We start from the raw sequence: 24,478 nt of genomic DNA on the forward strand, positions 1-24,478 counted from the left end.
GGTGCTCGACGTCGCGGTCCGGCTGGTCGTGATCGTCGCGGTCTTCCTGGTGCTGCCGCTGGTCGCCGGGCAGATGGAGCACAAGGTCATGGCGCACATGCAGGCGCGCCTCGGCCCCATGTACGCCGGAGGCTTCCACGGCTGGGCACAGCTGATCGCCGACGGGGTCAAGTTCATGCAGAAGGAGCAGGTGATCCCGGCCGCCGCCGACCGCAGGGTCTTCACCCTGGCCCCCGGCGTGGCGCTGGTCCCCTATCTCCTGGTGATGGTCGTCATCCCGGTCGGGCCGGGGCTGGTCGGGGTAGACCTGGACGCCGGGCTGTTCTTCGTCCTCGCCGTGATGGGGGTCGGCGTGCTCGGCTCGATCATGGCCGGTTGGTCGTCGGGCAACAAGTACTCGGTCCTGGGCGGAGTGCGCTCGGCGGCCCAGCTCATGTCGTACGAGCTGCCGCTGGTCCTCGCGGCCTCCAGCGTCGCGATGGCGGCGGGCACGCTCTCCCTGCCGGGCATCGTGGAGGCCTGGCAGTGGTGGTGGCTGCCCTGGCAGGCGATCGGCGGCGTGGTCTTCTTCGTCGCGGGACTCGCCGAGCTCCGGCGCCCGCCGTTCGACATGCCGATCGCCGACTCCGAGCTCATCATGGGCCCGATGACCGAGTACACGGGCATCAGGTTCGCCCTGTTCATGCTGGCCGAGTACGCGGGGATCATCGTGATCTCCGCGCTGACCAGCGTGCTGTTCCTGGGCGGCTGGCACGGCCCCCTCCTGCCGGGGCCGGTGTGGATGCTCATCAAGGTCTTCCTGCTGGTCTTCGTGGTCATCTGGCTGAGGGTGAGCTATCCCAGGCTCCGTGAGGACCAGCTGCAGAGGCTCGCCTGGGTCGGTCTGGTGCCGCTGGCGCTGGTCCAGCTCGCGCTGACGGGAGTCGTCAGGGTCATCGCCGGGTAACCTCGCACCGCGCGCCCGCACCGGTTTCCCGCTCGGCCCACCGTACGGATGATCTGACGTTCGAAGCGCTCACCCTGGGCAGGGAGCAGTGCACCCTGCGACATCACTTGCCAAGGACGGAACGGATGACCCTCGCGCTTGCCGTGGAAAACGACGAACTGGTCGTCGATGTGCCGGAGCACTCACCGGTGCGGTTGCCGCTCGCGGGCGCGGGCCGGGCGAGCAGATTGCTGATCTTCGGCTACCCCGGCCGGGGCAGGACGAGATACGGCCTGGCGGTGCTCGACGAGTCCGGCCTGGTCATGCTGGAGGCTCCGGGGTCCCGGTCGAGGAGAGCGGTGGAGGCGTTCGCCGCGGGCAACGGGCTGGAGTTCGAGTTCCGGGCGTTCGACACCCCGCAGCAGGCCAGGGTCGCGCTGGCCCGCAGGTCGCCGAGGTGGCGCGCGGTGACCTGGCGCAGGGCGCCCGCGCCCCTGCCACGCCTGCGGGTGCCCGGTGCGAGAAGCCTCAGGCCGCCGCTGAGCTCGCCGAAGGTGTGGTGGCGCGAGCAGTTGCTGTACGTGCTCATGTGGGCGGTGCTCGCCTATGGGGCGGCCTTCGTGGCGCTGGTGCTCCTCAACCTGACCAATACCCGCGCCGACGTCACCAGGGGAGACGTCACTCAGGGAGACGTCACCTGGGGAATGGGGCCGCTCGGGGTCGCCGCCCTGGTGCTGGCCGGGCTGACGGTCGTCGGGGCCGTCGTCGTGATCGGGGTCGGCCGCCGCAGGTCCCGCGACCAGACCGCCCAGGGGCGCGTGCTCAGGCGCGGGGGCCAGCCGCACTGCCGCCTGGTGGTCGTCCACGGCCGCCTGCTGCTGGAGACCGCGCGCAGGACCCGCGAGCTGGACGCCTCCGAGCTGCTGCTCTACTCGGCGGAGTCCGGCGTGACCGGCCTGCTGGTGGGCGGGGGGCTGTTCCACCTGCCGGGGCGTTGGAACGCGGGGGACGTCGAGCGCTTCGCCGCGGGCAACGGCCTTGAGTTCCAGGCTCGCTCGCTGACCCACCAGGAATACCTGGACCTGACGGCGGAGGCGAAGGACGCGGTCCCCTGACCCGCCGGCCGGGAATGTCTACTGCACGATCCGCAGCATGATGTCGGAGGCCGTGGGCCGGTTGCGGGGCTGCTTGTCCAGGCAGGCCGCGGCCAGCGGGCGCAGTGACTGGGGCAGGGCCGTCAGGTCCGGCTGGTGGTTGATCACCCGGTTCAGGATCGCGGGGATGGTGTCCTCACCGAAGGCCACCCGGCCGGAAGCGGCGAAGATCATGGTCGAGGCCCAGCTGAACACGTCGGTCTCCGGGCCGATCGTCTCGCCCGCGAGCTGCTCGGGCGACATGTAGGCGGGGGTGCCCATGATGTTGCCCGATGTCGCGGTGACCTGGTCGAGGGCTCGGGCGATGCCGAAGTCGATCACGCGGGGTCCGTCGGCGCCGATCAGCACGTTGGCCGGTTTGAAATCCCGGTGCACCACGCCGGCCCGGTGGATCGCGGCCAGCGCGCCCGCCGTGGCCAGGGCCAGCCGGGTCAGCCCGTCCTCGTCGCGCGGACCCTTGTCGCGGACCAGCTGCTCCAGGGAGACGCCCTCCACGTACTCGCTGACGACGTACGCCTGGTCCTCGTTGATGTTCACGTCCAGCACCCGGGCCGTGGAGAAGGTCGCCACCCTGCGCGTCGCCTCCACCTCCCGCAGGAATCGCTCCCTGACCACCTGGTTGCCGTTGAAGTGCTCGTGCAGCACCTTGATCGCGACCTTCTGCCCCTGCGGGGTGAGTGCGAGGTGAACCGTTCCCTGACCGCCCTTCCCCAGGTTGCCGATCAGGCGGTAGGGCCCCAGCCAGCCCTGGGGGGCCGGGGTGTTCTGAGGGCTTTGGGGGTTCTGGCCCTGTACGGCGTGGGTGGGCGGGCCCTGCGTGAATTGGCCCTGCGTGAATTGGCTCTGCGCGAAGTGGCTCTGCACGTACTGGGGCGGCCGGTCGTCACGCTGATGGTGCTGTGCCTGCTGGTATCCGCCGTGCTGCGCGGGCCCCGGGTGCCGCTGCGCGGGCGGGTGCTGGACCGAGACCACCGTGGGGCCGGTCTGGTAGGGCACCGGCTGGGGCGGGCGCCCGTACTCCGGGGCCGGCCGCGGGTGGAACTCCTGGAACGGCCGCGGCCGGAACACCTCTCCCCTGAGGATCAGCGCGTGGCCCAGCCCGCCGAGCCAGCTGCCGAACAGGCCGATCATTCCGATGGCGTCCAGCCAGACCGGGATGAGATCGGAGCTCCCGTAGATCCCGGCGGCGATCACGAAGGTGCCGATGCCGAGGCCGTAGAGGGCGGCGGCGAGGGCCAGCAACGGGCTCCGTAGCCGGCGCGCGGCGTGGCCGATGACGAACGGCGTCCCGACACCGCAGGTCAACAGGGGCACCAGCGCCCACACCACGCTCCACGCGGTGTTGGATCGTGCCGGTGGTCGCGGCTGCCAGGCTGGTCCGTACTGGTGGGACATGTGCCGAACAATACGATTTTTTTAGGATGTCCGCAGTCCTTCTCCGTCGACCCGGCGGTTGGAGGGCGATTATCGAACACACAGTCTGTGGATAACTTCTGTGGATAACCCGGGTGATCTCTGTGTTGTGACGGTCTGGAGGGCCCACCGCATTCCCGAGCGCCCCACTGTGCGTCATGATGTTGAGTTGTGGCACGGATACCAGGAGTGGGGTTGGTGAAGGGACTCTCCGTCACCCTTCGCCACATGCTGAGCAGATCGGTGACTCAGCAGTACCCCGAAGTCCGGCCGGATCTGCCCCCGAGGAGCAGGGGGGTGATCGCGCTGGTCGAGGAGAACTGCACGGTGTGCATGCTCTGCGCTCGCGAGTGCCCCGACTGGTGCATCTACATCGACTCCCACAAGGAGACCCTCCCCGCCCCGGAGGGGGGCCGTCCCCGCGCCCGCAACATGCTCGACCGGTTCGCGATCGACTTCTCCCTCTGCATGTACTGCGGGATCTGCATCGAGGTCTGCCCGTTCGACGCGCTGTTCTGGTCTCCGGAGTTCGAGTACGCCGAGGGCGACATCCGCAACCTCCTCCATGAGAAGGACAAGCTGGCCGCCTGGGCCCAGACCGTCCCGCCGCCCCCGGCCCACGAGCCGGGCGCCGAGCCGCCGAAGGAACTGGCGGCCACCTCCCGCCCGGTCCGCCCCCGTCCCACGCCGGCTCCCCAGGCTGCCGCGACTCCCGCGCCCGAGGCCCCGGGAGTTCCCGAGGAGCCACCCGTGCGACGTGTTCCGCCACCCGGCAGACCGTCCAGGACAGGTCCCTCGGCGGGACACGCGAGCGTCCGGGCCATCCGGCCGCCGGGTGCCCTCCCCAAGAAGGACACTCCGTCCACAGGCGAGTCGTCCACCGAGAAGTTATCCACAGGCAAGGGTGACGTTCCTCCGAAGACGGCCCCGCCGGAGCAGACTTCTTCCACGGATCCGAGTGGAGAGCCCGAGGAGGAGACATGACCGAGGCGCCGTCCTATCTGTCGCCGACCGGGCAGGAGATCGTCTTCCTCCTGCTGGGTGCGGTGGCCGTCGGGTCGGCGCTGCTTACCGTGACCACCAGACAACTCGTCCACGCCGCCCTGTGGCTGGTGGTCTGCTTCGGCGCGCTGGCCGGGGGCTACCTGGTCCTCACCGCCGAGTTCGTCGCCTGGGTCCAGGTGCTGATCTACGTCGGCGCGATCGTCGTCCTGCTGCTGTTCGGCATCATGCTCACCCGCGCTCCGATCGGCAGGAGCGCCGACCTCGACAGCTCGAACCGGCCGACCGCCGTGATCGTGGCGATCGCCACCGCGGCCGTGCTGGTCACCGTCGTCGTCGACGGCTTCCGGATGGCCTACGTCCCGCTTGAGCCCGGCGGCGGTTCGGCCGGGGAACTCGGCGCGAGCATCTTCCGCAACTGGGTGCTCCCGTTCGAAGTGCTCTCGGTCCTGCTGCTGGCGGCACTGATCGGCGCCATCGTCCTGTCCCGCACCGACATTCGCGGGAGGGACTGAAGGTGCACGTCGTCTACCCCCTGGTCGTCTCGGCACTGCTCTTCTCCATCGGCGTGTACGGCGTGCTCGCCCGGCGCAACACGATCCTCGTGCTGATGTCCGTCGAGATCATGCTCAACGCCGTCAACCTCAACCTGGTCGTCTTCGACGTCTGGTTGCGCGACCGGCTGCACAGCGGGCAGGTGCTCACCCTGTTCGTCATCGTGATCGCCGCCGCCGAGGTCGGTCTCGGTCTCGCGATCGTTCTCGCGCTCTACCGCAACCGCCGGACCATCGACCTCGACCGCCTCCGCTCCCTGTCCGAGCCCACCGACCCCGGGGCCACGAGCCCCGGGCCGGTCGACCCCGGCCCCGATGGCATCCAGCCCACCGATCCCGGATCCACCGACCCCGCCGGAGCGGCACTCCCCGGCGAGGCCGGTGCCCACTCCCCACCTCGGACCCAGAGCCCGGAGCAGACCCCGGCCGAGACCCGGAGCCACACACGGACCGCGACCCGCACGCGGCAGTCCCGGTTTCCCGCCGGATCCGAGACGGACACCAGGCCGGGTGACGCGTCATGATCACTGTCGCCTCGCTCGTGATCCTGCTGCCCTTCCTCGCCGCGGCCACCGGGCTTCTCGGCTCCCGCTTCCCCCGGGGGCTTCGCGGCGCGACGTCCCGCGCCCCCGGCACAGACCTCAACGCCGGCGCCGACCGCCGGGCCGCCTGGATCGCCGTGCTGCCCACCGCGATCTCCACCGCCCTGGCGATCTGGCTGGCCTACGCCACCTGGGCGGCCACCGGCCAGGGCGCGGCCGACGGCGTCACCGCGACGTTCACCGTCATCGAGACGGGGTCGGTGCCGATCTCGGTCGGGCTGCTCGTCGACGGCCTCGCCGCGTCGATCGCGGTGCTGGTCACCGTGGTCGCGCTGGCCGTGCAGGTCTACTCCATCGGCTACCTGCGCGGTGACCGGCGCTACCCGTCCTACAGCGCCTTCATCAGCCTGTTCACCAGCGCCATGCTGTTGGTCGTCTACGCGGCGGACCTCCTGGTCCTCTACGTGGGCTGGGAGATCATGGGCCTGTGCTCGTACCTGCTGGTCGGGCACTGGTGGGAGGAGCGGGCCAACTCGCGAGCGGCGATCAAGGCGTTCCTCGTCACCCGGATCGGCGACGTCGGCTTCCTGTTCGGCATCTTCGTCCTCGGGACGGCGGCCGGCAGCTTCAGGATCGCCGACGTCATCGCCGGGGTCCCCGAGATGTCATCCGGCACCCTCATCGCCGCCACCATGCTGCTGCTGGCCGGGGTCGCGGGCAAGAGCGCCCAGGTTCCGCTGCACGTCTGGCTCCCCGACGCGATGGCAGGACCGACACCGATCAGCGCCCTCATCCACGCGGCCACCATGGTCGCCGCCGGGATCTTCGTCGTCGCCCGGCTCTATCCCGCCTTCCTCGGCGCCCGGCCCACCCTGGACGTGCTCGCGGTCCTGGCCGCCCTCGGCATGCTCGGCGCGGCCCTCGCCGCCCTGGCCCAGGACGATCTCAAGCGCGTCCTCGCCTACTCCACGATCAGCCAGCTCGCCTACATGGCGGGTGCCCTGGCCGCAGGCTCACGGGACGCCGCGATCTTCCACCTGATCACCCACGGGGCTTTCAAGGCACTGCTCTTCCTCTGCGCCGGAGCGGTGATCCACGCGGTCGGCTCCAACCTGATGAGCACGATGGGAGGTCTCCGCAGGGGGCTTCCGGTCACCTTCGCCGCGATGACGATCGGCTTCGCCGCCCTGATGGGCCTGCCTCCGGCCAGCGGCTTCTTCAGCAAGGACGAGATGCTGACGGGCATCGAGCACTCCCTGTCCGCGGGCCCGCTGACCGATGCCGCGGCCCTCCTGCTCTACGGCTGCGCCCTCGCCACGATCGCGGTGACCGGCGCCTACGCCACCCGCGCGTGGCTACGCACCTTCTTCGGGCAGCGTGCCTCGCGGCCCGAGCCCGTGGCGGGCGAGGCCCACGCCGCCGTACCTGCCGTACATGAGGTGCCGGCCAGCATGCGCTGGCCCATCGTCGTGCTGGCCGTTCCGGCCCTGCTCCTCGGTTTCGTCCGCATCGGCGACGTCCACTGGGGCACCGCCGCCCTCAGCCTCACGGTGGCACTGCTGGGTGCGGGGGCGGTCTACGCGGTGTGGCGCTCCGCGCCCCAGACCGACCCGGCCCGCGTGCTCGGCCCCTTCCGCGTCCCCTGCGAGCGGGCCTTCTACGTCGACTCCGTCTACACCGGGCTCCTCGTCCGGCCCGTGCTGCTCCTCGCGCGCCTCGTCGTCCGCACGGACAACCACGTGGTGGACGGCACGGTACGCGGCTCGGGCCGGACGACCCTGAGACTGGCGGGGCTGGTCCGCCTGGTGCAGAACGGCAACGTCCAGCTCTACGTCACCGGCCTGCTGGCGGGCGTCCTCCTGATCGCGGCCGGGGCGGTGATCTTCGGGTGAGCTCTCTGTCCCCCCGGGGCGGCGTGGGCGCCGCCGTGCCGCTCTCCACCCGTCTGGCGGTGACGCGCCGTTGACCTCTCCCCGGCGACCGAACTCAGTGCCGAACCCAGAGCCGAATCCGGGGCCGAATTTCTGTGAGGTGGCCGCGCCATGAGCTGGCTCCTGATCGCACTTCTCGGCGTGCCGCTCGCCGGAGCCACCGTGCTGCTCGTGCCGTCCGGTGCGGATACGGCGGCAAGGGAGCGGCTGCTCAGGGTGCACGGGCCGGCCGTCTCCGGGGTCACCTTCGCACTGTCGGTGGTGCTGGCCGCCGCGTTCGACCACGGTGACGCCGCCCGCGTGCAGTTCGTGACCGACCTGGCCTGGATCCCCGGCCTGGACCTCAGGTTCCACCTCGGCGTGGACGGGATCTCACTGCCGTTGGTCGTGCTGACCACGCTGCTGACCTTTCTCTGCTTCGTCTACCTGTGCCGGGGCCGCGCCGACGGCCCCGGGCAGTTGCTGAGCCCCGGACGCGGCGGTAACCGGCCACGGGCACTGGTGTTCACGCTGCTCGTCCTCGAAGTGGGCATGATCGGCACGTTCCTCGCGCTCGACCTGCTGCTGTTCTTCGTGTTCTTCGAGGTCGTCCTCATCCCGATGTACTTCGTGATCGCCATCTGGGGAGGACGTGCCCGCCGGGCGGCGGCGACCAAGTTCATCCTCTACACCCTGCTGGGCTCGGTGGTCCTGCTGCTCGGTCTACTGATCATCTGGTCGCAGACCGGCACCCTGGACATGACCGCTCTGGCCCAGGCGCGGGGGACGGGCATGTCCCGCCCGGTGCAGATCATCGCCTTCCTGGCCGTCGGCATCGGTCTCGCGGTCAAGACCCCGATGTGGCCGCTGCACACCTGGCTGCCCGACGCCCACACCGAGGCGCCCACCGTCGGCTCGGTGCTCCTGGCGGGGGTGCTGCTCAAGATGGGTACGTACGGTTTCGCCAGAATCGCGATCCCGGTCCTGCCCGACGGGGCCGCCGCTGTGGCCCCCTGGCTCGGAGCCTTCGCGGTGATCGGCATCATCTACGGCTCGTTGGCCTGCCTCGCCCAGCGCGACCTCAAAAGGATGATCGCCTACTCCTCGGTCGGCCACATGGGTTTCGTGCTCCTCGGTTTCGCCACGCTGACCCCCGTCGGGATCAACGGCGCGCTGTTCGGCAACATCGCCCACGGCCTGATCACCGCCCTGCTGTTCTTCGTCGCCGGGGCGATCAAGGAGCGCTACGGCACCTCGGACATGCCCGCCCTCGGTGGCGGCATGCTGACCCGCCTTCCCCACCTCGGTTCCCTGCTCACCTTCGCCTGCGTCGCCTCACTCGGGCTGCCGGGGCTGGCGGGTTTCTGGGGTGAGATGCTGGCCCTCCTCGGCGCCTTCGAACCGGCCACGGGCCTGTCCGGCCCCCTCTACCTGGTCTTCATGGCTCTCGGAGGTCTCGGCACCGTGCTGACCGCCGCCTACTTCCTGCTCATGCTCTCCCGCGTCACCCACGGCCGGAGCACCGAGACCGTCCATGTCCCGCTCCTCACCGCGGCCGGCACGGATGCTCTCCCCTCCACGGGCCCGACCGGATCCGAGGACGACGCCCTCAGATCCAGGGCGGGCGGGGAGGAGGACCTCCCCGCGGCCGCGGTGACCGCGGGTGGAGGAGGCACGCACCCGCCGGGAGCGGTGAGCGCGGGCAGGCCGCGGATGCCCGACGTCATGGGCTACGAGCTGGCCGCCTGGGTGCCGCTGATCGCGTTGATCCTGCTGTTCGGGCTCTGGCCCAAGGCGCTCCTTCTGCTCACCGATCCGGTGGTCCGGACCCTGGTGGGGGCACCGTGATCCAGTCGATCGACTACTACGCGGTCGCGCCACTGCTGATCCTCGCCCTCACCGCCGGGCTGGTGCTGCTCCTGGACGCCTTCCTGCCCCGCAGGCCGTACGTCCGGCCGGCGCTCGGCGCGGTCACCCTGGCAGGGGTGATCGGCGCACTGGCGGTGGTGGTCTCGCAGGCACTGCGCACCGGAGACCCGCTGCGGACCTTCTGCGTGCCGGAGGGGTTGCTCGGCTCCCCGCACGCGGTGATCGGTGCCATCGCCCCCCTGAACACCGAACAGGCGGTGAATCCGGCCGCCGCGGCGCCGTGCTCGTTCGTGGTCGACGACTTCACACTGGTCTTCGCGGGACTCGCACTGGCGGCCGGAATCGTCGTGGTGCTGCTCTCGGCGGCAGAGCTCTCCTTCGGGGACATCCCCGTCGGCGAGTGGTACTTCCTGCTGCTCTGCACGCTGGCGGGTGCCGTCGCCCTGCCCGCCTCCCGTGACCTGATCATGCTGGTGGTCGCCCTGGAGCTCGTCTCGCTGCCGGTGTTCGCGCTCACCGCGCTCAGACGCTACGACGGCCGGAGCTCCGAGGCCGCGGTCAAGCTCTTCCTGGTCTCCGTGGTCTCCACGGCGGTGATGCTCTTCGGGGTCTCCCTGCTGTACGGGACGACCGGAACCGTCTACCTCGACCGGATCGCCCAGGCCCTGCAGCAGCGTGTTCTCGGGGCACCCGGCCTGAGGCTCGTCCTGGACGGTGTCGACACCGCCTACAGCTCCTCACTGGAGATCGGCTACGACCTGCCCGCCGTGGTCACCGTGGCGGTGGTGCTGGTCCTCGCCGGGTTCGCCTTCAAGATCGCGGCGGTGCCGTTCCACGCGTGGGCGGGCGATGTCTATCAGGGGGCGCCCATCCCCGTCGCGGCCCTGCTCTCCGTCATCTCCAAGGCTGCCGGGTTCGCCGGACTGATCCTCATCCTGGTCGTCGCCCTGGGCGGCCAGGGCGCCATCTGGGTCCCGCTGATCGCGATCATCGCCGCGCTCACCATGACCGTGGGCAACCTCCTGGCCATGCGCCAGCGCCATGCCGTGCGGCTGCTCGCCTGGTCGTCCGTCGCCCAGTCGGGCTACATCCTCGCTCCCCTCGGCGCCGGGCGCCACGAGGCGATGAACGCTTCGATCGCCTACCTGGTCTTCTACGCGGCGATGAACCTCGGGGCGTTCGCCGTGGTCACGCTGGTGTCGAGGCGCTCCGGCAGGGGGGAGTTGGACGACTACCGGGGCCTGGCGTTCCGGAACCCGGCGGCCGGGCTGGCACTGGCCTTCTTCCTGATCTGCCTGGCGGGCCTGCCCCCGGGGCTGGCCGGGCTCTTCGCCAAGATCGTGGTGTTCCGGGAGCTCCTCGGCGGTGGCGGCGGCTGGCTGGCCGTGGTGATGGCGGTCAACACGGTCGCGGGCCTCTACTACTACATCGCCTGGGTGGTGCGGATCTTCACTCCGGCCACCGAGGGCGCGGAAACGGCCGGCCGCGCCGCCGGATGGATACCCGCCGGTGTGGCGATCGCGGTGGCCGGGATCGTCGCGGTCGCGTTCTCGGTCGCCCCCCAACTGGTCCTCGACCTCGTCCCCGGAGCACTGATCGCCGCGGGCTGAAACACCTGGGAACGTTTGTCCTGGCTGGAAACGTTGTCACAGGTGAATCGGCATCAACCGAAAGGGGGGTGTAGTGCACCACAACGGTCTGCGTACCGCGGTCCTTCTCGGCGCACTGTCCGCGGTGATCATCGCGGTGGGGGCGTGGTTCGGAGGCGGCGCAGGCGTGCAGATCGCGGTTCTGGTCGCGCTGGTGACCAACGGTGCCGCCTATTTCTTCTCCGACCGCATCGCGCTGTCGGCCATGCGCGCCCGGCCGGTGAGTGAGGTCGAGCAGCCGCTGCTCTACCGGATCGTGCGTGAGCTCTCCACACAGGCCCGCCAGCCCATGCCCCGGCTCTACGTCTCGCCGACCATGCAGCCCAACGCCTTCGCGACGGGGCGCAACCCTCGTAACGCCGCCGTCTGCGTCACCTACGGGATCACTCAGATACTCGACGAGCGCGAGCTGCGCGGTGTCATCGGGCACGAGCTCTCCCACGTCTACAACCGCGACATCCTGATCTCCTCGGTGGCCGGAGCGCTCGCCACCATGATCACCTATCTCGGCTACGTCGGGTTGTTCTTCGGTGGCGGAGAGGACGACGAGGGGCCCGGATTCATCGGCGCACTCCTCATGATCGTGCTGGGCCCGGTCGCGGCCGGGATGATCCAGATGGCCATCTCCCGCTCCCGCGAATACCAGGCGGATGAGTCAGGGGCTCGGCTGACCGGCGATCCGCTGGCACTCGCCTCGGCACTGAGAAAGATCGAGATGGGCACCCGCCATCTGCCCCTCCCGGAGAACGGGCGGATCGCCTCCGCCTCCCACCTGATGATCGCCAACCCCTTCCGCGGTGCGGGGCTCGGCCGGATGTTCTCCACCCACCCGCCCACTGCCGAGCGCGTCGCCCGCCTGGAGCGCATGGCCGGGTACCGCCGCTGACCGCTTGCCGCCGCTGACCCTGCCGGATGAGGCGGGTCAGGGCGTCAGACCGGTGATGATCGGGTTGTGGACGGATCCGGGCACGATGAAGCCGCCGATCCGCTCCGTCCGGCCTGACTCCGGGTCGACCCGATACCAGGCGTAGCGAGTGCCTCCCCCTCTCCTCAACCTGCGCGAGGTGACCGTCTGCAGGTCGAGGTGGCCCTTGCCGTTCCAACGCAGCCTGGTAGGGGTCCTGCCGCGGGGCACGGGGATGGGGCCGCGCCTCAGCGCGCTGCCCGCGGACACGTTCCACAGGCCGATCCCCGCGTCACGCGCCGTGAAATGGGCCACGGTCTCCCCGTCAGGACCGAGCGCGCCTCCCACCGGGACGCGTCCCCACTCGGCGAAGGGCGACATCGAGTAGATCCCCGCCTGGAACGAGTCATCCACCACCAGCACGAACCTCGCGTCGGGGCTGAAGCTCCAAGGCCGCAGCCCCGGCGGCACCGGGACACTCTTACCGCTGTACGTGTCCAGGATCCGGTGCCCCCACCGGATGCCCAGCACCACGTACCGCCCGCCGGGAGAGAGTTCGATCCGCGCCGCGCGCATGGCGCTCGACCACTTCACGCCGGGCACCGTGCGTATCTCGCCGGTCGTCATCTTCCGTACCACCAGCGCCCCGTCGCCGAGCTGGAAATAAGTGACATACCTCCCGTTGGGCGACAGGGCCAGCGGAGCCCGTTGCCTGCCCCTGGAGAACACCCGGGCGTCGGTGAGGCTGACCACCCTGCCGCCGCGTACCCAGAGCTTCCACGGAGCACAGACGCATCCGTCGAGCCCCGCGTACCGGACCGGAGACCTCGCAACCCCGGCCTGGGCGGGGACGCTCGCCCCCATGACCACGACGACCACGACGACGCAAACACTCAAGCGGCGGAACAATCCCACTGAGGCCCCCCCGAGTCTTCCGGACATTCGGGGGGCGTCCGTTACGTACGGGCTACTGTACGCCTCGGTCAAGGCCGACCGGCGGTGCCGTCATGTGCCAAGCGACATGGGAGTGTCAGCGGGCGTGCTCGCCACCGCAGCAGGGTGGCGCAGGGCCGACCACAACCGCTGACAGCCGATACCGCCGACGCGCGCAGCAGGGTACGGGCGAACACCGGCTTTTGGAAACACGCTCGTTGTGCCTGGTAACACACTGACTCACGATGATCATGTCAGCGAATGTGACACCGTTCCGTTCCCACCGGACCCTCGATGTCAGCGGCGGTGCGGCAGCGTGCACTCCGGCCGGTCCTTGCCTCATCCCCGGGATGGCGAAAAGCCCTGCCAGTGTTGAGGTCATTTCGTGCGGCGGCGTGCCTGCCTTACTTCACGGTCGATTGCCCAGGCGTCCGCTACCGGGCCCACGTGCCCGAGCTTGTCGGGATTGATCACCGAGCGGATCGTCTGGATCTGCCCGTCGAGTACATCGAGCGCCAGGATGTGGAGCACCTTGCCGTCCCGGTCGCGGAAGATCGCGCCCGGCTGGCCGTTGACCTCGTGCGGCTCGAACGTCACGTCGATCCGGGTCAACCAGGGAAAGAGGGCGGCAAGCAGCCGGGCCACGTTCTCGGCGCCGATGACGGCCCTGGCCAGCTGCGGGGCCTTGCCGCCGCCGTCACCGACCATCGATACGTCGGCGGCGAGCAGTTCCCGCAGGCCGGCGACGTCGCCTTCGCGGAGGGCGTCGAAGAACCGCGACGCCAGTTCCTCCCGCTCTTTGCGGACCGCTTCGAAGCGCGGCCGCCCGGCCTCCATATGCCGCCGCGCCCGCACCAGCAGCTGCCGGCATGCCGCCTCCGACCGCCCCACCGCCGCGGCGACCTCGTCAAACCCGAAGCCGAACACCTCCCGCAGCACGAACACCGCCCGCTCCAGCGGGCTGAGCCGCTCCAGCAGCAGCAACGCCGCCATCGACACCGAGTCGGCCAGCTCCACCGACCGCGCCGGATCCTGATACGGATCGCTCAGCAGCGGCTCGGGAAACCACGGGCCCACGTACGCCTCCCGCCGCACTCGCGCGGAGCGCAGCACATCGATCGAGATCCGCGTCACCGCGGCCGACAGAAGAGCCTTGGTCGACGTGGGCCGGGTCGCCAAGCCGTCATAGCGCAGCCATGTCTCCTGCACCGCGTCCTCGGCCTCACCCACACTGCCCAGAATCCGATAGGCGATCGAAAACAGCAGCGGCCGCAGCTCCTCGAACTCCTCGACCTTGCTCACGCCGAACCCCCTCCCCTTGAACCCCTCTCACCTGGCCGTACTCGCCGGCGCAGGCATCTTCTGGTGATCACCCAAGCCGTCGGCAACCGGCCCGGGGCCCGCAGTCGGACCCCGAGCCGGTTGCCGATGCCGTTCAGTGGAACTGCCCGGGCACGTAGTCGCCGGCCGGCTGTCGGGTGATGATGTTCAGCCGGTTCGCCGTGTTCATGAAGGAGACCAGGAGCACCAGGGCGGCGAGCTGCCCCTCGTCGTAGTGCTTGGCGGCGTACGCCCACACCTCGTCGCTGACCCCACCGGCCGCATCCGCGACCCGGGTCCCCTCCTCCGCCAGCTCCAGCGCGGCACGCTCGGCCTCGGTGAAGACCGTGGCCTCCCGCCACGCGGCGACCAGGTTCAGCCGCACCGAGGTCTCGCCGGCAGCGGCGGCCTCTTTGGTGTGCATGTCGATGCAGACGGCGCAGCCGTTGATCTGACTTACCCGAAGCGCCACCAGTTCCTGCGTGGCGGTCGGCAGTGGCGAGTCCTTGAGCGCCTTTCCCGCCGACATGAAGTACTTGAGGACCTTGCCGGCGGTCGGGTCGGCGAAGTAGTCGAGTCGCGCGTCCATGGTGTGCTCCTCTGTGGTCGTTGATGGCTACACCCCCTGAGACGGGGTAGCCCGACCCCCTGTGACATAGCCGAATGTGACCTGCGTCTCCCGGCCACCGAGCCCGGCCGGCGCTGCGTCGATCCGCTGTGCGCGCTCGCGCAGGGCCAGGTCCGGGCGGGTCGGCAACGCCTCCGTTTCGGCCCGAGGCAGCGCCCGGGTCCGGTCCGGTGCGCGCGCCCGGCGGCGGAGGCGGCGCAGTGGGTCACCGGTCAGCCAGTCCTGATCGCGCCACCACCCGTACGCCTCATCTACGGCTTCCGCCGAAATCCGGTCCGATCCTCCCCGAAGGCCCCTCCTGACACCACGCACAGGCCCACCCGCACACTGACACCCTCGTGTCGCTTGGCATCGTGGGTGTCATCCGACCTCGGAGAAAGCCCGGTCGGACAGGCCGGCCCTCGGGGACCGGTCCGGGTGAGGCGGTGGTCTCAGGAGTGCTGGGTGACCGGGTCGGTCTCCTCGGAGGAGAGACCGGGGATGCCGTCGATGCTCTCGCGGTTCTTCTTCGCCCGGTAGGCACGCCGCTCCTGGACATCCTTGCGGCCCGCCCACTCGTCCAGCAGCGTCCGGTCACTGTCGAAGGACATGAACGGCACGGAGAAGCCGCAGGAGTCGGCGATGCGGTCGCAGTCGACGACGATGATCGACCGCACACCCGGGTGCGGGCCGAAGCTCTTGATCAGTGTGGCGAAGTCAGGGCTCTCCGGTACGACGACCCGGCCGGTGCCGTACAGGCGAAGAATGTTGGGAGGGCCGGAGAAGGCGCAGAACATGACCGTGATCCGGCCGTTCTGGCGGAGGTGGGAGATGGTCTCCACCCCGCTGCCGTCCAGGTCCAGGTAGGCGATGGTGGTGTCGTCGAGAACGGCGAAGGTGTCGGCGTATCCCTTGGGGGACATGTTGACGTGACCGCCCTGCTCGGGAGCCGTCGCCACGAAATAGACCGGCTGCGCTTTGATGAACTCGCGCAACCGGTCATTGATCTTGTCATGAATTTTCCCCATAAAAGCGAAGATAATTCACGGTCACTCGCCGGGCAGCCACCAGACCCACGCGTTCTTCCTGAGTCTGAAGGAGTCCAGCTTGCGAGTGCTCCCGGTCTCGGCGTTCAGCGTTCGCTTCACGGCGGAGCCCAGCTCGCCCTCCTGGTCGCTGCGGCTGGTCCAGAGGGTGAGCGAGCCGGCCGTGTCCCAGGCGAGACGCTGCGCGGCCTCGCCCTTGGGCATGCCGATTCCGATCGCCTCGGAGACGGTGTCAGAGGACAGGTCATAGGTACGCAGGCGGGGCCTGCTCGATTCGCTGGAGATGACCAGGGCCACGGTGTTCCCGTCGTCGGCCAGTGCGACAGGCGCGTTGTTGGACACGATCTGCGGGATGATCTGGCTCGCCGTCTTGTTGCCTTCGGCGTCGAAGACCACGAACTCGGTGGTGTTGTCATCGGTGAATCGGGAGGTGAGCAGGTACTTCCCGCTGGGGCTGAAACCCATCAGGCTGTTCTTCGGCGGCAGCTTGGCCGTCTCGCCGGTCTTCAGGTTGATGACCAGGGTCGGCAGCCTGTTCGCGGCGTCATAGTAGTCGACCGCGATGGCCGAGCCGTCAGGAGAGAGCGTCGTGTCCACGTCGCTCTGGCCGATCCCCTTGGGCAGGCCCGCGGTACCACCCGGCAGCGGGCGGACCTTTCCACTGCTCACTTCACGGACGACGAGTTCGCCGCCCTTGAAGTAGTTCACGAAGCGGCCGTCGTCGCTGATGGAGATCGAGTTGCTGGCGGTCCTGTCCACCTTGCCGCCTGCGGACCTGGGGTGGACCTGCGCGTCGGGCAGCGTGACGGTCTTCCCGCTGCGCAGGGTCAGCATCCACGAACCGCAGGGGACGCTGCCGTCTCCCTTGGGGCAGCTCTTGAGCCAGGCGTACCTGGCCGGGTTGTCCGTCCTCGCCGCTGCCGGAGTGGCGATCATGCCGGTGGCCGCTACGGCGGCGACTGCGAGTACGGCGAATCCGTGTGAGGGTCTCATCGGTTTTTCCTTCCGTCCCCCTGATAGATGGGGCCCCGGCGGGAAAAGTTGCGTCAAGAGCCGGCGAAAGGTCCGGGGCCGGTTCTCGGCCACCGGCATGGGGCGGCGATTCAGATGAAGGGCCCGGACCGGGCCTCGCTGTGGAGCTGTCAGGGAACCTCTTCCGGCCGGGTGGCCAGGGCGCGCAGCCGGGCACGGATCCCGGCGCGCGAGCGCCGGTACGCCAAGGCGTCGTCGAGCAGCAGCGCGGCCGAGTTCGCCGCGGTGGCGAGCGCGTCGAACTCGAACGCCAGCTGGGCCGGTTCGACATCCGCGTCGAGCTGGCCGAGTTGCTGGGCGTCCCGGATGGTCTGCTCGTACAGGCTCAGCCAGTCGCGGCGTGCCTGGGCCAGCAGATCGCGGATCCGGCCAGGCCGTGAGTCGAACTCCGCACCCGCCGCGTAGAAGAAGCAACCGCCGGGGAAGACCCGCCGTTCTGAGTAGTCGAGCCAGCCCCTGCACAGCTCGACCAGGCGTGGCAGGCCGGGCGCGGTCCGCAGCGCCGGCTTGACCACCTCGCGGGTGAAGACCTCCTCGGCGGCCCGTACGACCGCGATCTGCAACTCCTCCTTCGAACCGAAATGTGCGAACAGCCCGCTCTTACTCACCCCGAGGTCGGTGGCGAGGCGCCCGATCGACAGCCCTTCGAGCCCGTCCTGGGACGCGATGGCCATCGCACGGTCCAGGATTCGCTGCCGGGTCTGGTCCCCGCGCACCACACGCCCGTCCTGTGTCATCTCAACCGTCCCCGTCCACTGGAGTCCCGTCGGCACAGCGGCTCGCCATCGATCGGCGACAGCCGGTGCGGAGACCATACGCGGCGGGCTGCCCGAGCCGTGCTCCCCGGCGCGACCGGCCCGCCGTGGTCCGGCCGAGCAGCGCCGGAACAGCTGTCGGTCATGTCCTTCGCGAGTCAAACTTTAAGCACGAACGTTCTGTTAAATCAACCAGATAATTTCCAGCTTGATGGGTGTTGATAGCACGATCGTTCGTTCTTATGCTGTCGACAGGCGGATCGGCCCCCAGCTGGGCCGGACCGATGCCCAGAAAGGCAGTGAACGTGACCGAAGACGTCTCAACCGATGACTTCCACCTCCCGGCGAAGGAGGCCGACAGGCTTCTCGCCGCCGCCCCGTGGAAGCGGTTCGCGGTGCTCGGCGATAGCCTCGCCGAAGGGCTGGGCGAGCCTGTCCCCGGCTACCGCACCCTGCCCTGGGCGGACCGGACCCAGGAGGCGCTGACCCGGTGCCGGCCCGACCTGGCCTATGTGAACCTCGGCCTGCGCGGCCTGGTCGCCGCCGAGGTGCGGGAACAGCAGCTCAGCCGGGCGCTGGAGTTCGGGCCCGACCTCGCGGCCGTGATCTGCGGGGGCAACGACCTGTTCCGCCCGGTGGTCGACATGGACGCGGTCGAGGGCGAGCTGGACGCCATCATCGGCGGATTACGGGCGGCCGGTGCGACAGTGATCACGTACCGCCTGATGAACATCGCCTCGGCCATCCCTCAGCTTGAGGCGCTCAGTCCTAAACTGCTGAGGTTGAACGAGCGGGTGAGCGCGGTCTCCGCCAGGCACGGCGCGCTGGTCGTCGACATGTGGAGCCACCCCGCCTGCGCCGACATCTCGACGTACAGCTCAGACATGATCCATGCCTCGATGCGGGGCCACGCCCTGCTCGCCGCGGAGACCATCAGACGACTGGGCCGTCACCTCGCCTCGGCCTGAAGGGCGCGTGCGTCCATCACCCGCTGAGCATGGCGGTGCGTTTTCGGAAGCAGGAAGCCGTCTGGTCGCGGTGGACCATCCGATACCGGGTGGCTCTGGGCCACTCAAGCCTCATGATCGCTTTGAACACGTCCGGAGGAGAGTGGCCCGAAGCGCCTGTCGTCGACTCCACTCTCGGCAGCGTGCATCCGAGAGTGGAGGGCGGCAACCGTGCGAGTCACGGCTCCGCCCGGCCCTCGGTCTACCGGTAGTTGGTGAACTGGAGGGCGACCTCCAGGTCCTTGCCCTTGAGAAGGGCGATGACCTCCTGCAGTTCGTCCCTCTTCTTGGAACTCACCCGCAGCTCATCACCCTGGATCTGGGCCTTGACCCCCTTGGGCCCCTCATCCCGGATGATCTTCGAGATCTTCTTGGCCTGCTCCTGGTCGATGCCCTCCTTGAGGGTGATCAGAAGGCGGTATTCCTTGCCGGACAGCTTGGGCTCGTCCGCGTCAAGAATCTTGAGCGACAGGCCACGCTTGATCAGCTTGTCCTTGAACACGTCGAGGACCGCGTTGGCGCGCTCCTCGCTGTTGGCCCTGATCTCGACGGCCTTCTGACCACCCGACCAGGCGATCGTCGCGCCGGTACCCTTGAAGTCGAACCGGTGTCCGACCTCCTTGAGCGTCTGGTTCAGCGCGTTGTCGGCCTCCTGATGATCGATCTTGCTAACGATGTCGAACGATGAATCCGCCAAAGCCCAATCCCCTTTGAACTGCTGGAACTATCACCCGCTGCCCGGCTCACGAATATCGCGGTCCGCGAACCGCGGCGGCGTCCGCGAGCAGGTTCGGTAGACGCGTACGTAACGGATCAGCCTATCCAGCATCTCCTGTCAATGCTGGGGCGGCAGTGTGTCCCGCCTCGCCCACAGCGTGTCGTCCCACTCCGTTACCCCGCTCCGCCGTTCCACTCCACGGCCGGCTCTCCCTCAGGTCACCCCCGGCCCACCCGCCTCACCCGCCCGATACCCGCCGCCGAACCCCGTATCACGCCCGTATCGCGACGTCCCTCCTGCCTCGTCCGCCCCGCTCAAGACCGGCACGAGCGACAACACCCGCCCCAAAAGTCCCAGTGTGCCCATCTATCGGCGGGTGCCCTCCGCGGATGTCACGTCCCCACTGGAAGTCCGCTATTCTTTTCCTGTCGCCGCGGTACGCGGAGGACACGGCAGGTTGCCCGAGTGGTCAAAGGGAGCGGTCTGTAAAACCGTCGGCTCAGCCTACGCAGGTTCAAGTCCTGCACCTGCCACCAGCCAAACTGGCAGCTCAGAGGCCCTCCGGGGCCTCTTTTGCGTTTCCGGGACACGCAGCCGCAGGCAGCCGGAAGCAGCCGCATGTCACCACTCCACCAATATGCGTGCAATGATCTTGGCCGCGTTTTCCCAGGTCGCGCAGGACTTTCCGGCCGCTCCTGAGACGGGAATCGGCCCCCGGAACGCCGAAGGACCCCGGAGCGCTTCCGGGGTCCTGTCCGTACGGTTGGCATGTCACGCGACCAGCGCGTCCTCGATCCGCTTGTTCGCCAAGTCCTTCTGCCCGTCGAGGCACTTGGCGTAGACCCGCAACAGGACGTCCACGCTGTGCCCGGCCCGCTCCGCCACGTCGGGAGCCGAGACACCCACGTTGAGCCAGAGCGAGACCGCCGCGTGCCTTAGGTCGTACGGTCTGCGAGCCAGGGGAGAGGCCACCTGAGCCGGGGTGAAGGCCAGCTTCCGAGCCTCCTGCCACACCTCGGTGTAGGCCGTCGACGCGATCACGCCGCCCCGCTCGCTACGGAAGATCCGCCCGTCCGTGCCGGTTCCGTACTCCTCGATGTGCCGACGAAGAATCGCGACCAGCTCAGGCGGGATCGGCACCGGACGCACGTCGGCACGGCCCCGGTGCTTGAGCCCCCGTTCCTCGTGGGCGTCCCCGCTGTCCGTCCAGTGCGTGTTGACCTCTGGCCGGGAGATGTCGACCGTCAGCCGCCCCCAGCCCTTGGGCGGAAGGTGGCAGTCCTGGAGTCGTAGGCCGACCGCCTCAGCCGGGCGCAGTGCCGCGTAGTACATGCAGGCGAACAGCGCCATGAGCCGCCGGCCACGACCACGCCCGCCCACGTAGGTCACCATCGTGAGCAGCTCTTGAGCCTGCCGGGGATTGACCGCCACACGGGGATCAATGGTCTCGGTGACCTTGGGCGGCTTCCACGTGACCTTGTGCAGCGGGTTGGCGTCCAACTCCTCCAGCTCCACCGCGTACTCCAGCACGGCATGGAAGACGGCCCGCTTACGGGCGATCGTGTTCGGAGCCGCCGCTTTGCCGTCGAGGCGGAGGGCGAGCGCGTCGAGTGCCAGCCGTACCGTCTTGGCGTCGTTCAGGGCGGTCAGGTCGAGTGACGCGGACTGAAGCCAGCGGGCCGCCTGTGCCATCTCCGGGGAAATCTCTGCTCTCTTGCTCTCCGGGAGGAGGAGGTGCTTCCGGAGAACCGTCCGCATGATCTCGACATCGGGGCGGCCGGGCCGGTCCTTGGTCAGCGAGGGGAGGACCGTGGCGAGTGCGTCTGACATGCTGTCCCGGCTCTTGGCCGCTGCGTGGGGCCACTTCATCTCGATGAAGGCCGTGACGAACTCAAGGACGGTCCGAGCGTCCTTAGCCTTGATCATTGAGAGAGGGAGGCCGCTCTCGATGTCGAACGCCTCGCCCCGCTTGGCCGCCTGCCGCAGGTCCGACAGGAAGCTCTCGGCGAGTGCCTTGGTGCGATAGGTCTTCGAGGATCGCTTCCGGGCGACCGCCCAACGCACCACGTACGAAGGTGTCTTGCTGGACTTGTTCCGACTGATCTCGAAGAACTTGACGTCGTACGAGGTGTTCACGCCGCCTCCCGGAGGGTTTCCAGCCACGCCTCGAACTCGCTTCGGTGGAGGCGGATCTCGTCGTTGGGGAGTCGCAGGCCACGGGGGAACTTGCCGATCTCGCGCCAGCGGTAGAGGGTCCGGACGGAGATCCCGCCGAGCTTGTCGAGAATCTCCGGGACGGTCATGAGCTTGTCGTCGTCCTTCTTCTTCACGCCGCCTCCCTGATTGCCGAAAGATCTTGTCCGGTCGCCTTGTCTTGGAGTGCGAGCAGGGTTGCTCGCCAGCGCTGGCGTTCGGCGACCATGCGCAGCAGCCGCAGGGCCAGGGAGGGGATGTCGCCATCACCGGCCGGGACGGGCTTCCAGACGTAGCGGTGCGGGTCGGGGACCTCGTCGGCCAGGCCGAGGGCTTCCATGACCCAGGTGCGGCGGTCGCGCTTGTGCTCGGACAGGGTCTTGTTCGACCACTTGCGCGAGACCAGGACGCGACGGCCCGCGTAGCCGAGGTGTTCGGGCTTGTGTGCCTTGCTTCGGCATCGGCCCGGTGCCATGCCCGCCTTGGGATTCTTGGGCTGGACGCCGTAGCGCAGCCAGTTCGGGCAGGCCGGGGAGCAGGGTTCGTAGCGGAGTGCTTCCACCATGCGGGCCGCGTGGTCGCGTTGGGCCGGGTTGTCGGCATCGAGGGTGTCGCCGAGGCTCTTGGTCAGGTACTTGCTCAGGTAGCGGATGCACTGGTCGGCATCCGGGGTGCCGCCGAGGATGCCCTGAACATCGACCTGGGCGCCGAAGCGGACCACGTGCAGCGGTTCGGCCTCCTCGTCGGCGTCGAGCCGGTCGAGTGCTTCGCGCCAGGTGGGCAGCACTTCCCCGGTGACCGGATCGAGGTAGTCGCCGTCCTGGCCGTCCGGGTAGGGGGTGCCGTCTTCCCACGCGGGACGTTCGGCCCACACCGGTAGATGGTCACCGTTGAAGCGCACCTCGTCGATGGGGGGCCACCACACCTGGTGGTAGGTGGCCGCTGCGATCGCCTTGACCTCGGCGCGTGGCATGGTGCCCCGGATGGCCATGTGCAGGTGCGGCGCGAGTCGCTTCTGTGGTTCGACGGAGGAGAAGTACTGCAGGTCATAGCCCGCGACGCGGCGCAGGTTCTGCACGAAGCGGTCGACGAGCTTGGAGAAGTGCAGCGCGTCCCGGACCGCCCGCCGGTAGTCGTAGCCGTCCGGATCGACGGGCACGCCGTTGCGTACCTTGCCGTAGGAGGGAAGCGTGAGCGTGACGAACAGCGACGGCCGGTAGACCATCCCGTCGGAGCTGGTGAACGTCCGTCCCAGGGTGGTGTTCTGCCGGACCTTCCTGGGCAGGTCGGGGGCGTCCTGGCGTCGCCTGGTCGAGCGGTTGCGCTTGGCGGTGGTACGGCCGAGCAGGGTGCCCCGCATCCCGGCCGCGGTGATCTCGGCATCCAGCCCGGTGAGGATCGCATCCAGGTCGGTGGTGTCGTCGCCGGCCTTCTCTGCGGCATCGCGCTGGGCCTGCATGTCGGCGCGGAACTCCACCAGCCAAAGCTGTTCCTCGTTCGGCTCATCCGGGGTGATCGAGGGTTCGGCGTCCAGATGCCAGCCCTCCCGGCACTGGGCCATCCGCAGGTAGCGGTTACGCCGAGCGCACGACGAGCACTTGGCGTCCATGGTGGCCCCGCAGGGCACGTTGACGTCCTCGGTGAGCCCGGTGTGGGTGTCCAACCGTCGCAAGACCACCGGCCGGATGCACACCCCGTTGTGCTTGGCGATCTCCACCGCGACATCCAGCGCGAGCGGCATTCTCTGACGTTCGGCCCGCGACAGGCCGCGATCGTTGGGATTGCTCACAGGTCCTCCCCATCAGGATCGAGGAGTGCGCCCTGTCCGCACTCGCGGCACTCGACCAGGCCGCGGAGCAGGTCCAGCCACAGCGTGTTGACCGCGCCGCAGGCCGAGCAGCGCAGGCCGTCGAGGATGCGGGCCAGCTCAGTCACGGCCGCTCCTCTCCACTTCGGACAGGTCGGCCGACAGCCGGAACGTGGTCTGGTAGGGGTCGGTGGTGACGCGGATGTTGGACAGTTCGAAGGCCAGGACGGGCTGAGCGTGGCGAGTTCCCAGGACGGCCAGGATGGGCCGCTCGCAGATGCGGGTGATCTCCTCATCGGTGCCGTAGAAGCAGACCCTCACGCGGTCACCCCCAGCGCCATCGCGCGGATGTCACTGTCGGAGACGTAGGCGGCGCGGACCCGGATCGGATCGGGCGAGGTCTCCAACCGGACGTAGCCGATACCGGCGCCCTGCTCAGGGATCGGGGAGATGTGATCGGCGAGTGCCCCGCGGTCCCGTGCGCCGTCGCCGAGGACCATGTCCACCTGCTCTGATTCGTCGAGCCGGAGTGCGATCTTGTCGGGGAACAGGTTGCGGATGTTCATGACCTCTTTGCGCGGGTCCTGGAGAGCAGCCAGGACACCGAACCCGACCGCACGGCCCTGTGTCGTGAGCGTCGCCAGGGCAGCGGAGATACGGAGCTTCAGCCCCTTGTCGGACTGGTAGGCGGTCAGGAACGCCACCTCGTCGACCACCACCAGGACGAACGGGTCATCGACGGTGGGGGTGTGGGAGCGCTGGAGTCCGGCGTAGCGGTCGGCCCGCTCCTGCATGATCCGCACGGCCTCTTCCAGCAGATCCGCACACGCAGCCGGATCGGCGGCATACCGCTCTCCGAAGATCTCGCGCCCGTAGGACAGTTCCATCCGCTTGGGATCCAGCGCCCACACCTGCGCCAGGCCCGCCCGAGTGGCGGGTAACAGGCCGCGGATCGTCGACCAGATGACCGAGCCCTTGCCCGCCCCGGTGGCCCCGGCGACCAGGACATGAGTGCCGTGAACCTTTAGAAGCCAGGGCTTGCCGTCCTCGCACGTGCCGACCTCCACCGGCCCCACCGAGACCTCCTCCGGGACCGATACGGCCGGAAGCGGAGTGGCGAGAGGATCACGGCGGGGGA

General features: G+C 69.0%; 23 protein-coding genes, 1 tRNA gene and 1 pseudogene. 11 read left to right on the plus strand and 14 right to left on the minus strand.

The genetic code is table 11. The features are described from left to right. Position 1: 1 nt before the first annotated feature. Complete coding sequence (nuoH, locus tag ABZ260_RS19175; RefSeq protein ID WP_355619111.1) at positions 2 to 946, plus strand: NADH-quinone oxidoreductase subunit NuoH; 945 nt, start codon at positions 2 to 4, stop codon at positions 944 to 946. A 125-nt stretch (positions 947 to 1,071) separates the two neighbouring features. Then, complete coding sequence (locus ABZ260_RS19180) at positions 1,072 to 2,040, plus strand: hypothetical protein (protein ID WP_355619114.1); 969 nt, start codon at positions 1,072 to 1,074, stop codon at positions 2,038 to 2,040. Between the two features lie 18 nt (positions 2,041 to 2,058). On the opposite strand, the gene ABZ260_RS19185 is transcribed toward ABZ260_RS19180, so the two are convergent. Further along, a complete protein-coding gene (locus ABZ260_RS19185; protein WP_355619117.1) occupies positions 2,059 to 3,474 on the minus strand; it encodes a protein kinase in 1,416 nt (471 codons plus the stop codon). 246 nt (positions 3,475 to 3,720) lie between these two features. On the opposite strand from ABZ260_RS19185, the gene ABZ260_RS19190 reads away from it, so the two are divergent. The 7 genes and pseudogenes from ABZ260_RS19190 (at position 3,721) to htpX (ending at position 11,904) form a co-directional block, all read left to right on the plus strand. Continuing rightward, positions 3,721 to 4,476: an NADH-quinone oxidoreductase subunit I gene (locus ABZ260_RS19190; RefSeq protein ID WP_355619120.1), complete on the plus strand. Its 756-nt coding sequence runs from the start codon at positions 3,721 to 3,723 to the stop codon at positions 4,474 to 4,476. Next, the gene (locus ABZ260_RS19195; RefSeq protein WP_355619123.1) at positions 4,473 to 5,009 is read left to right on the plus strand and encodes an NADH-quinone oxidoreductase subunit J; all 537 of its coding nucleotides are present in this window, start codon (positions 4,473 to 4,475) and stop codon (positions 5,007 to 5,009) included. The genes ABZ260_RS19190 and ABZ260_RS19195 overlap by 4 nt, the downstream gene beginning before the upstream one ends. A 2-nt stretch (positions 5,010 to 5,011) precedes the next feature. After that, positions 5,012 to 5,296, plus strand: a pseudogene (gene nuoK, locus ABZ260_RS19200) (NADH-quinone oxidoreductase subunit NuoK); the annotation flags it as partial. Positions 5,297 to 5,568: 272 nt separating this feature from the next. Continuing rightward, positions 5,569 to 7,482, plus strand: coding sequence for an NADH-quinone oxidoreductase subunit L (locus ABZ260_RS19205; protein ID WP_355619126.1), 1,914 nt, complete (start codon positions 5,569 to 5,571; stop codon positions 7,480 to 7,482). A 150-nt stretch (positions 7,483 to 7,632) separates the two neighbouring features. Then, positions 7,633 to 9,348 carry an NADH-quinone oxidoreductase subunit M gene (locus tag ABZ260_RS19210; protein WP_355619129.1) on the plus strand — a complete coding sequence of 572 codons (1,716 nt, stop codon included), beginning with the start codon at positions 7,633 to 7,635 and terminating at the stop codon, positions 9,346 to 9,348. After that, positions 9,345 to 10,979: an NADH-quinone oxidoreductase subunit N gene (locus ABZ260_RS19215; protein ID WP_355619132.1), complete on the plus strand. Its 1,635-nt coding sequence runs from the start codon at positions 9,345 to 9,347 to the stop codon at positions 10,977 to 10,979. The genes ABZ260_RS19210 and ABZ260_RS19215 overlap by 4 nt, the downstream gene beginning before the upstream one ends. 73 nt (positions 10,980 to 11,052) lie before the next feature. After that, positions 11,053 to 11,904: a zinc metalloprotease HtpX gene (htpX, locus tag ABZ260_RS19220; RefSeq protein ID WP_350918189.1), complete on the plus strand. Its 852-nt coding sequence runs from the start codon at positions 11,053 to 11,055 to the stop codon at positions 11,902 to 11,904. 36 nt (positions 11,905 to 11,940) lie between these two features. Here htpX and ABZ260_RS19225 read toward each other — a convergent pair whose 3' ends face one another. The 6 genes from ABZ260_RS19225 to ABZ260_RS19250 form a co-directional block, all read right to left on the minus strand. Beyond that, positions 11,941 to 12,819 carry a hypothetical protein gene (locus tag ABZ260_RS19225; RefSeq protein WP_355619136.1) on the minus strand — a complete coding sequence of 293 codons (879 nt, stop codon included), beginning with the start codon at positions 12,817 to 12,819 and terminating at the stop codon, positions 11,941 to 11,943. A 414-nt stretch (positions 12,820 to 13,233) separates the two neighbouring features. Next, positions 13,234 to 14,157, minus strand: a complete 924-nt coding sequence (locus ABZ260_RS19230) for an RNA polymerase sigma-70 factor (protein WP_355619139.1) — start codon at positions 14,155 to 14,157, stop codon at positions 13,234 to 13,236. Positions 14,158 to 14,290: 133 nt separating this feature from the next. Next, the gene (locus tag ABZ260_RS19235) at positions 14,291 to 14,764 is read right to left on the minus strand and encodes a carboxymuconolactone decarboxylase family protein (protein WP_355619142.1); all 474 of its coding nucleotides are present in this window, start codon (positions 14,762 to 14,764) and stop codon (positions 14,291 to 14,293) included. 470 nt (positions 14,765 to 15,234) lie between these two features. Further along, positions 15,235 to 15,810, minus strand: a complete 576-nt coding sequence (locus tag ABZ260_RS19240) for a pyridoxamine 5'-phosphate oxidase family protein (RefSeq protein ID WP_355558056.1) — start codon at positions 15,808 to 15,810, stop codon at positions 15,235 to 15,237. 21 nt (positions 15,811 to 15,831) lie between these two features. Beyond that, positions 15,832 to 16,821, minus strand: a complete 990-nt coding sequence (locus ABZ260_RS19245) for a hypothetical protein (RefSeq protein WP_355619145.1) — start codon at positions 16,819 to 16,821, stop codon at positions 15,832 to 15,834. Between the two features lie 149 nt (positions 16,822 to 16,970). Beyond that, positions 16,971 to 17,597 (minus strand): TetR/AcrR family transcriptional regulator, encoded by a 627-nt coding sequence (locus ABZ260_RS19250; protein ID WP_355619148.1) that lies wholly within the window; start codon positions 17,595 to 17,597, stop codon positions 16,971 to 16,973. A gap of 323 nt (positions 17,598 to 17,920) precedes the next feature. On the opposite strand from ABZ260_RS19250, the gene ABZ260_RS19255 reads away from it, so the two are divergent. Continuing rightward, positions 17,921 to 18,583: an SGNH/GDSL hydrolase family protein gene (locus ABZ260_RS19255; protein ID WP_355619151.1), complete on the plus strand. Its 663-nt coding sequence runs from the start codon at positions 17,921 to 17,923 to the stop codon at positions 18,581 to 18,583. A gap of 241 nt (positions 18,584 to 18,824) precedes the next feature. On the opposite strand, the gene ABZ260_RS19260 is transcribed toward ABZ260_RS19255, so the two are convergent. After that, positions 18,825 to 19,319, minus strand: coding sequence for a YajQ family cyclic di-GMP-binding protein (locus ABZ260_RS19260; protein WP_355619154.1), 495 nt, complete (start codon positions 19,317 to 19,319; stop codon positions 18,825 to 18,827). A gap of 472 nt (positions 19,320 to 19,791) precedes the next feature. Here ABZ260_RS19260 and ABZ260_RS19265 point away from each other — a divergent pair. After that, a tRNA-Tyr gene (locus tag ABZ260_RS19265) sits at positions 19,792 to 19,876 on the plus strand. A gap of 235 nt (positions 19,877 to 20,111) precedes the next feature. Here ABZ260_RS19265 and ABZ260_RS19270 read toward each other — a convergent pair. From ABZ260_RS19270 to ABZ260_RS19295, 6 genes are all read right to left on the minus strand, one after another. Beyond that, positions 20,112 to 21,476, minus strand: coding sequence for a tyrosine-type recombinase/integrase (locus tag ABZ260_RS19270; RefSeq protein ID WP_355619157.1), 1,365 nt, complete (start codon positions 21,474 to 21,476; stop codon positions 20,112 to 20,114). Continuing rightward, positions 21,473 to 21,643, minus strand: a complete 171-nt coding sequence (locus tag ABZ260_RS19275) for a helix-turn-helix domain-containing protein (protein WP_355619172.1) — start codon at positions 21,641 to 21,643, stop codon at positions 21,473 to 21,475. Before ABZ260_RS19275 ends, ABZ260_RS19270 begins: the two co-directional genes overlap by 4 nt. Before the next feature lie 23 nt (positions 21,644 to 21,666). Then, positions 21,667 to 23,322 carry a replication initiator gene (locus tag ABZ260_RS19280; protein ID WP_355619160.1) on the minus strand — a complete coding sequence of 552 codons (1,656 nt, stop codon included), beginning with the start codon at positions 23,320 to 23,322 and terminating at the stop codon, positions 21,667 to 21,669. Then, positions 23,319 to 23,468 carry a hypothetical protein gene (locus tag ABZ260_RS19285; RefSeq protein ID WP_355619163.1) on the minus strand — a complete coding sequence of 50 codons (150 nt, stop codon included), beginning with the start codon at positions 23,466 to 23,468 and terminating at the stop codon, positions 23,319 to 23,321. Before ABZ260_RS19285 ends, ABZ260_RS19280 begins: the two co-directional genes overlap by 4 nt. Continuing rightward, complete coding sequence (locus tag ABZ260_RS19290; RefSeq protein WP_355619166.1) at positions 23,461 to 23,661, minus strand: hypothetical protein; 201 nt, start codon at positions 23,659 to 23,661, stop codon at positions 23,461 to 23,463. Before ABZ260_RS19290 ends, ABZ260_RS19285 begins: the two co-directional genes overlap by 8 nt. After that, positions 23,658 to 24,478 (minus strand): FtsK/SpoIIIE domain-containing protein (locus tag ABZ260_RS19295; protein WP_355619169.1); only part of this gene is annotated, 821 nt, incomplete at its 5' end. The genes ABZ260_RS19295 and ABZ260_RS19290, both read right to left, overlap by 4 nt.

This window comes from Streptosporangium sp. NPDC006013 (assembly GCF_040614275.1).
Taxonomy (GTDB): Bacteria; Actinomycetota; Actinomycetes; order Streptosporangiales; family Streptosporangiaceae; genus Streptosporangium.

What these genes read in the sequence shown, in the direction of transcription:
- ABZ260_RS19195 (WP_355619123.1), top strand. Translation starts at nt 4,473, where the DNA reads ATGACCGAGGCGCCGTCCTATCTGTCGCCGACCGGGCAGGAGATCGTC.
- ABZ260_RS19240 (WP_355558056.1), bottom strand. Translation starts at nt 15,810, where the DNA reads ATGGGGAAAATTCATGACAAGATCAATGACCGGTTGCGCGAGTTCATC.
- ABZ260_RS19275 (WP_355619172.1), bottom strand. Translation starts at nt 21,643, where the DNA reads ATGACCGTCCCGGAGATTCTCGACAAGCTCGGCGGGATCTCCGTCCGG.
- ABZ260_RS19245 (WP_355619145.1), bottom strand. Translation starts at nt 16,821, where the DNA reads ATGAGACCCTCACACGGATTCGCCGTACTCGCAGTCGCCGCCGTAGCG.
- ABZ260_RS19205 (WP_355619126.1), top strand. Translation starts at nt 5,569, where the DNA reads ATGATCACTGTCGCCTCGCTCGTGATCCTGCTGCCCTTCCTCGCCGCG.
- ABZ260_RS19250 (WP_355619148.1), bottom strand. Translation starts at nt 17,597, where the DNA reads ATGACACAGGACGGGCGTGTGGTGCGCGGGGACCAGACCCGGCAGCGA.
- ABZ260_RS19235 (WP_355619142.1), bottom strand. Translation starts at nt 14,764, where the DNA reads ATGGACGCGCGACTCGACTACTTCGCCGACCCGACCGCCGGCAAGGTC.
- ABZ260_RS19180 (WP_355619114.1), top strand. Translation starts at nt 1,072, where the DNA reads ATGACCCTCGCGCTTGCCGTGGAAAACGACGAACTGGTCGTCGATGTG.
- ABZ260_RS19190 (WP_355619120.1), top strand. Translation starts at nt 3,721, where the DNA reads ATGCTGAGCAGATCGGTGACTCAGCAGTACCCCGAAGTCCGGCCGGAT.
- ABZ260_RS19210 (WP_355619129.1), top strand. Translation starts at nt 7,633, where the DNA reads ATGAGCTGGCTCCTGATCGCACTTCTCGGCGTGCCGCTCGCCGGAGCC.
- ABZ260_RS19185 (WP_355619117.1), bottom strand. Translation starts at nt 3,474, where the DNA reads ATGTCCCACCAGTACGGACCAGCCTGGCAGCCGCGACCACCGGCACGA.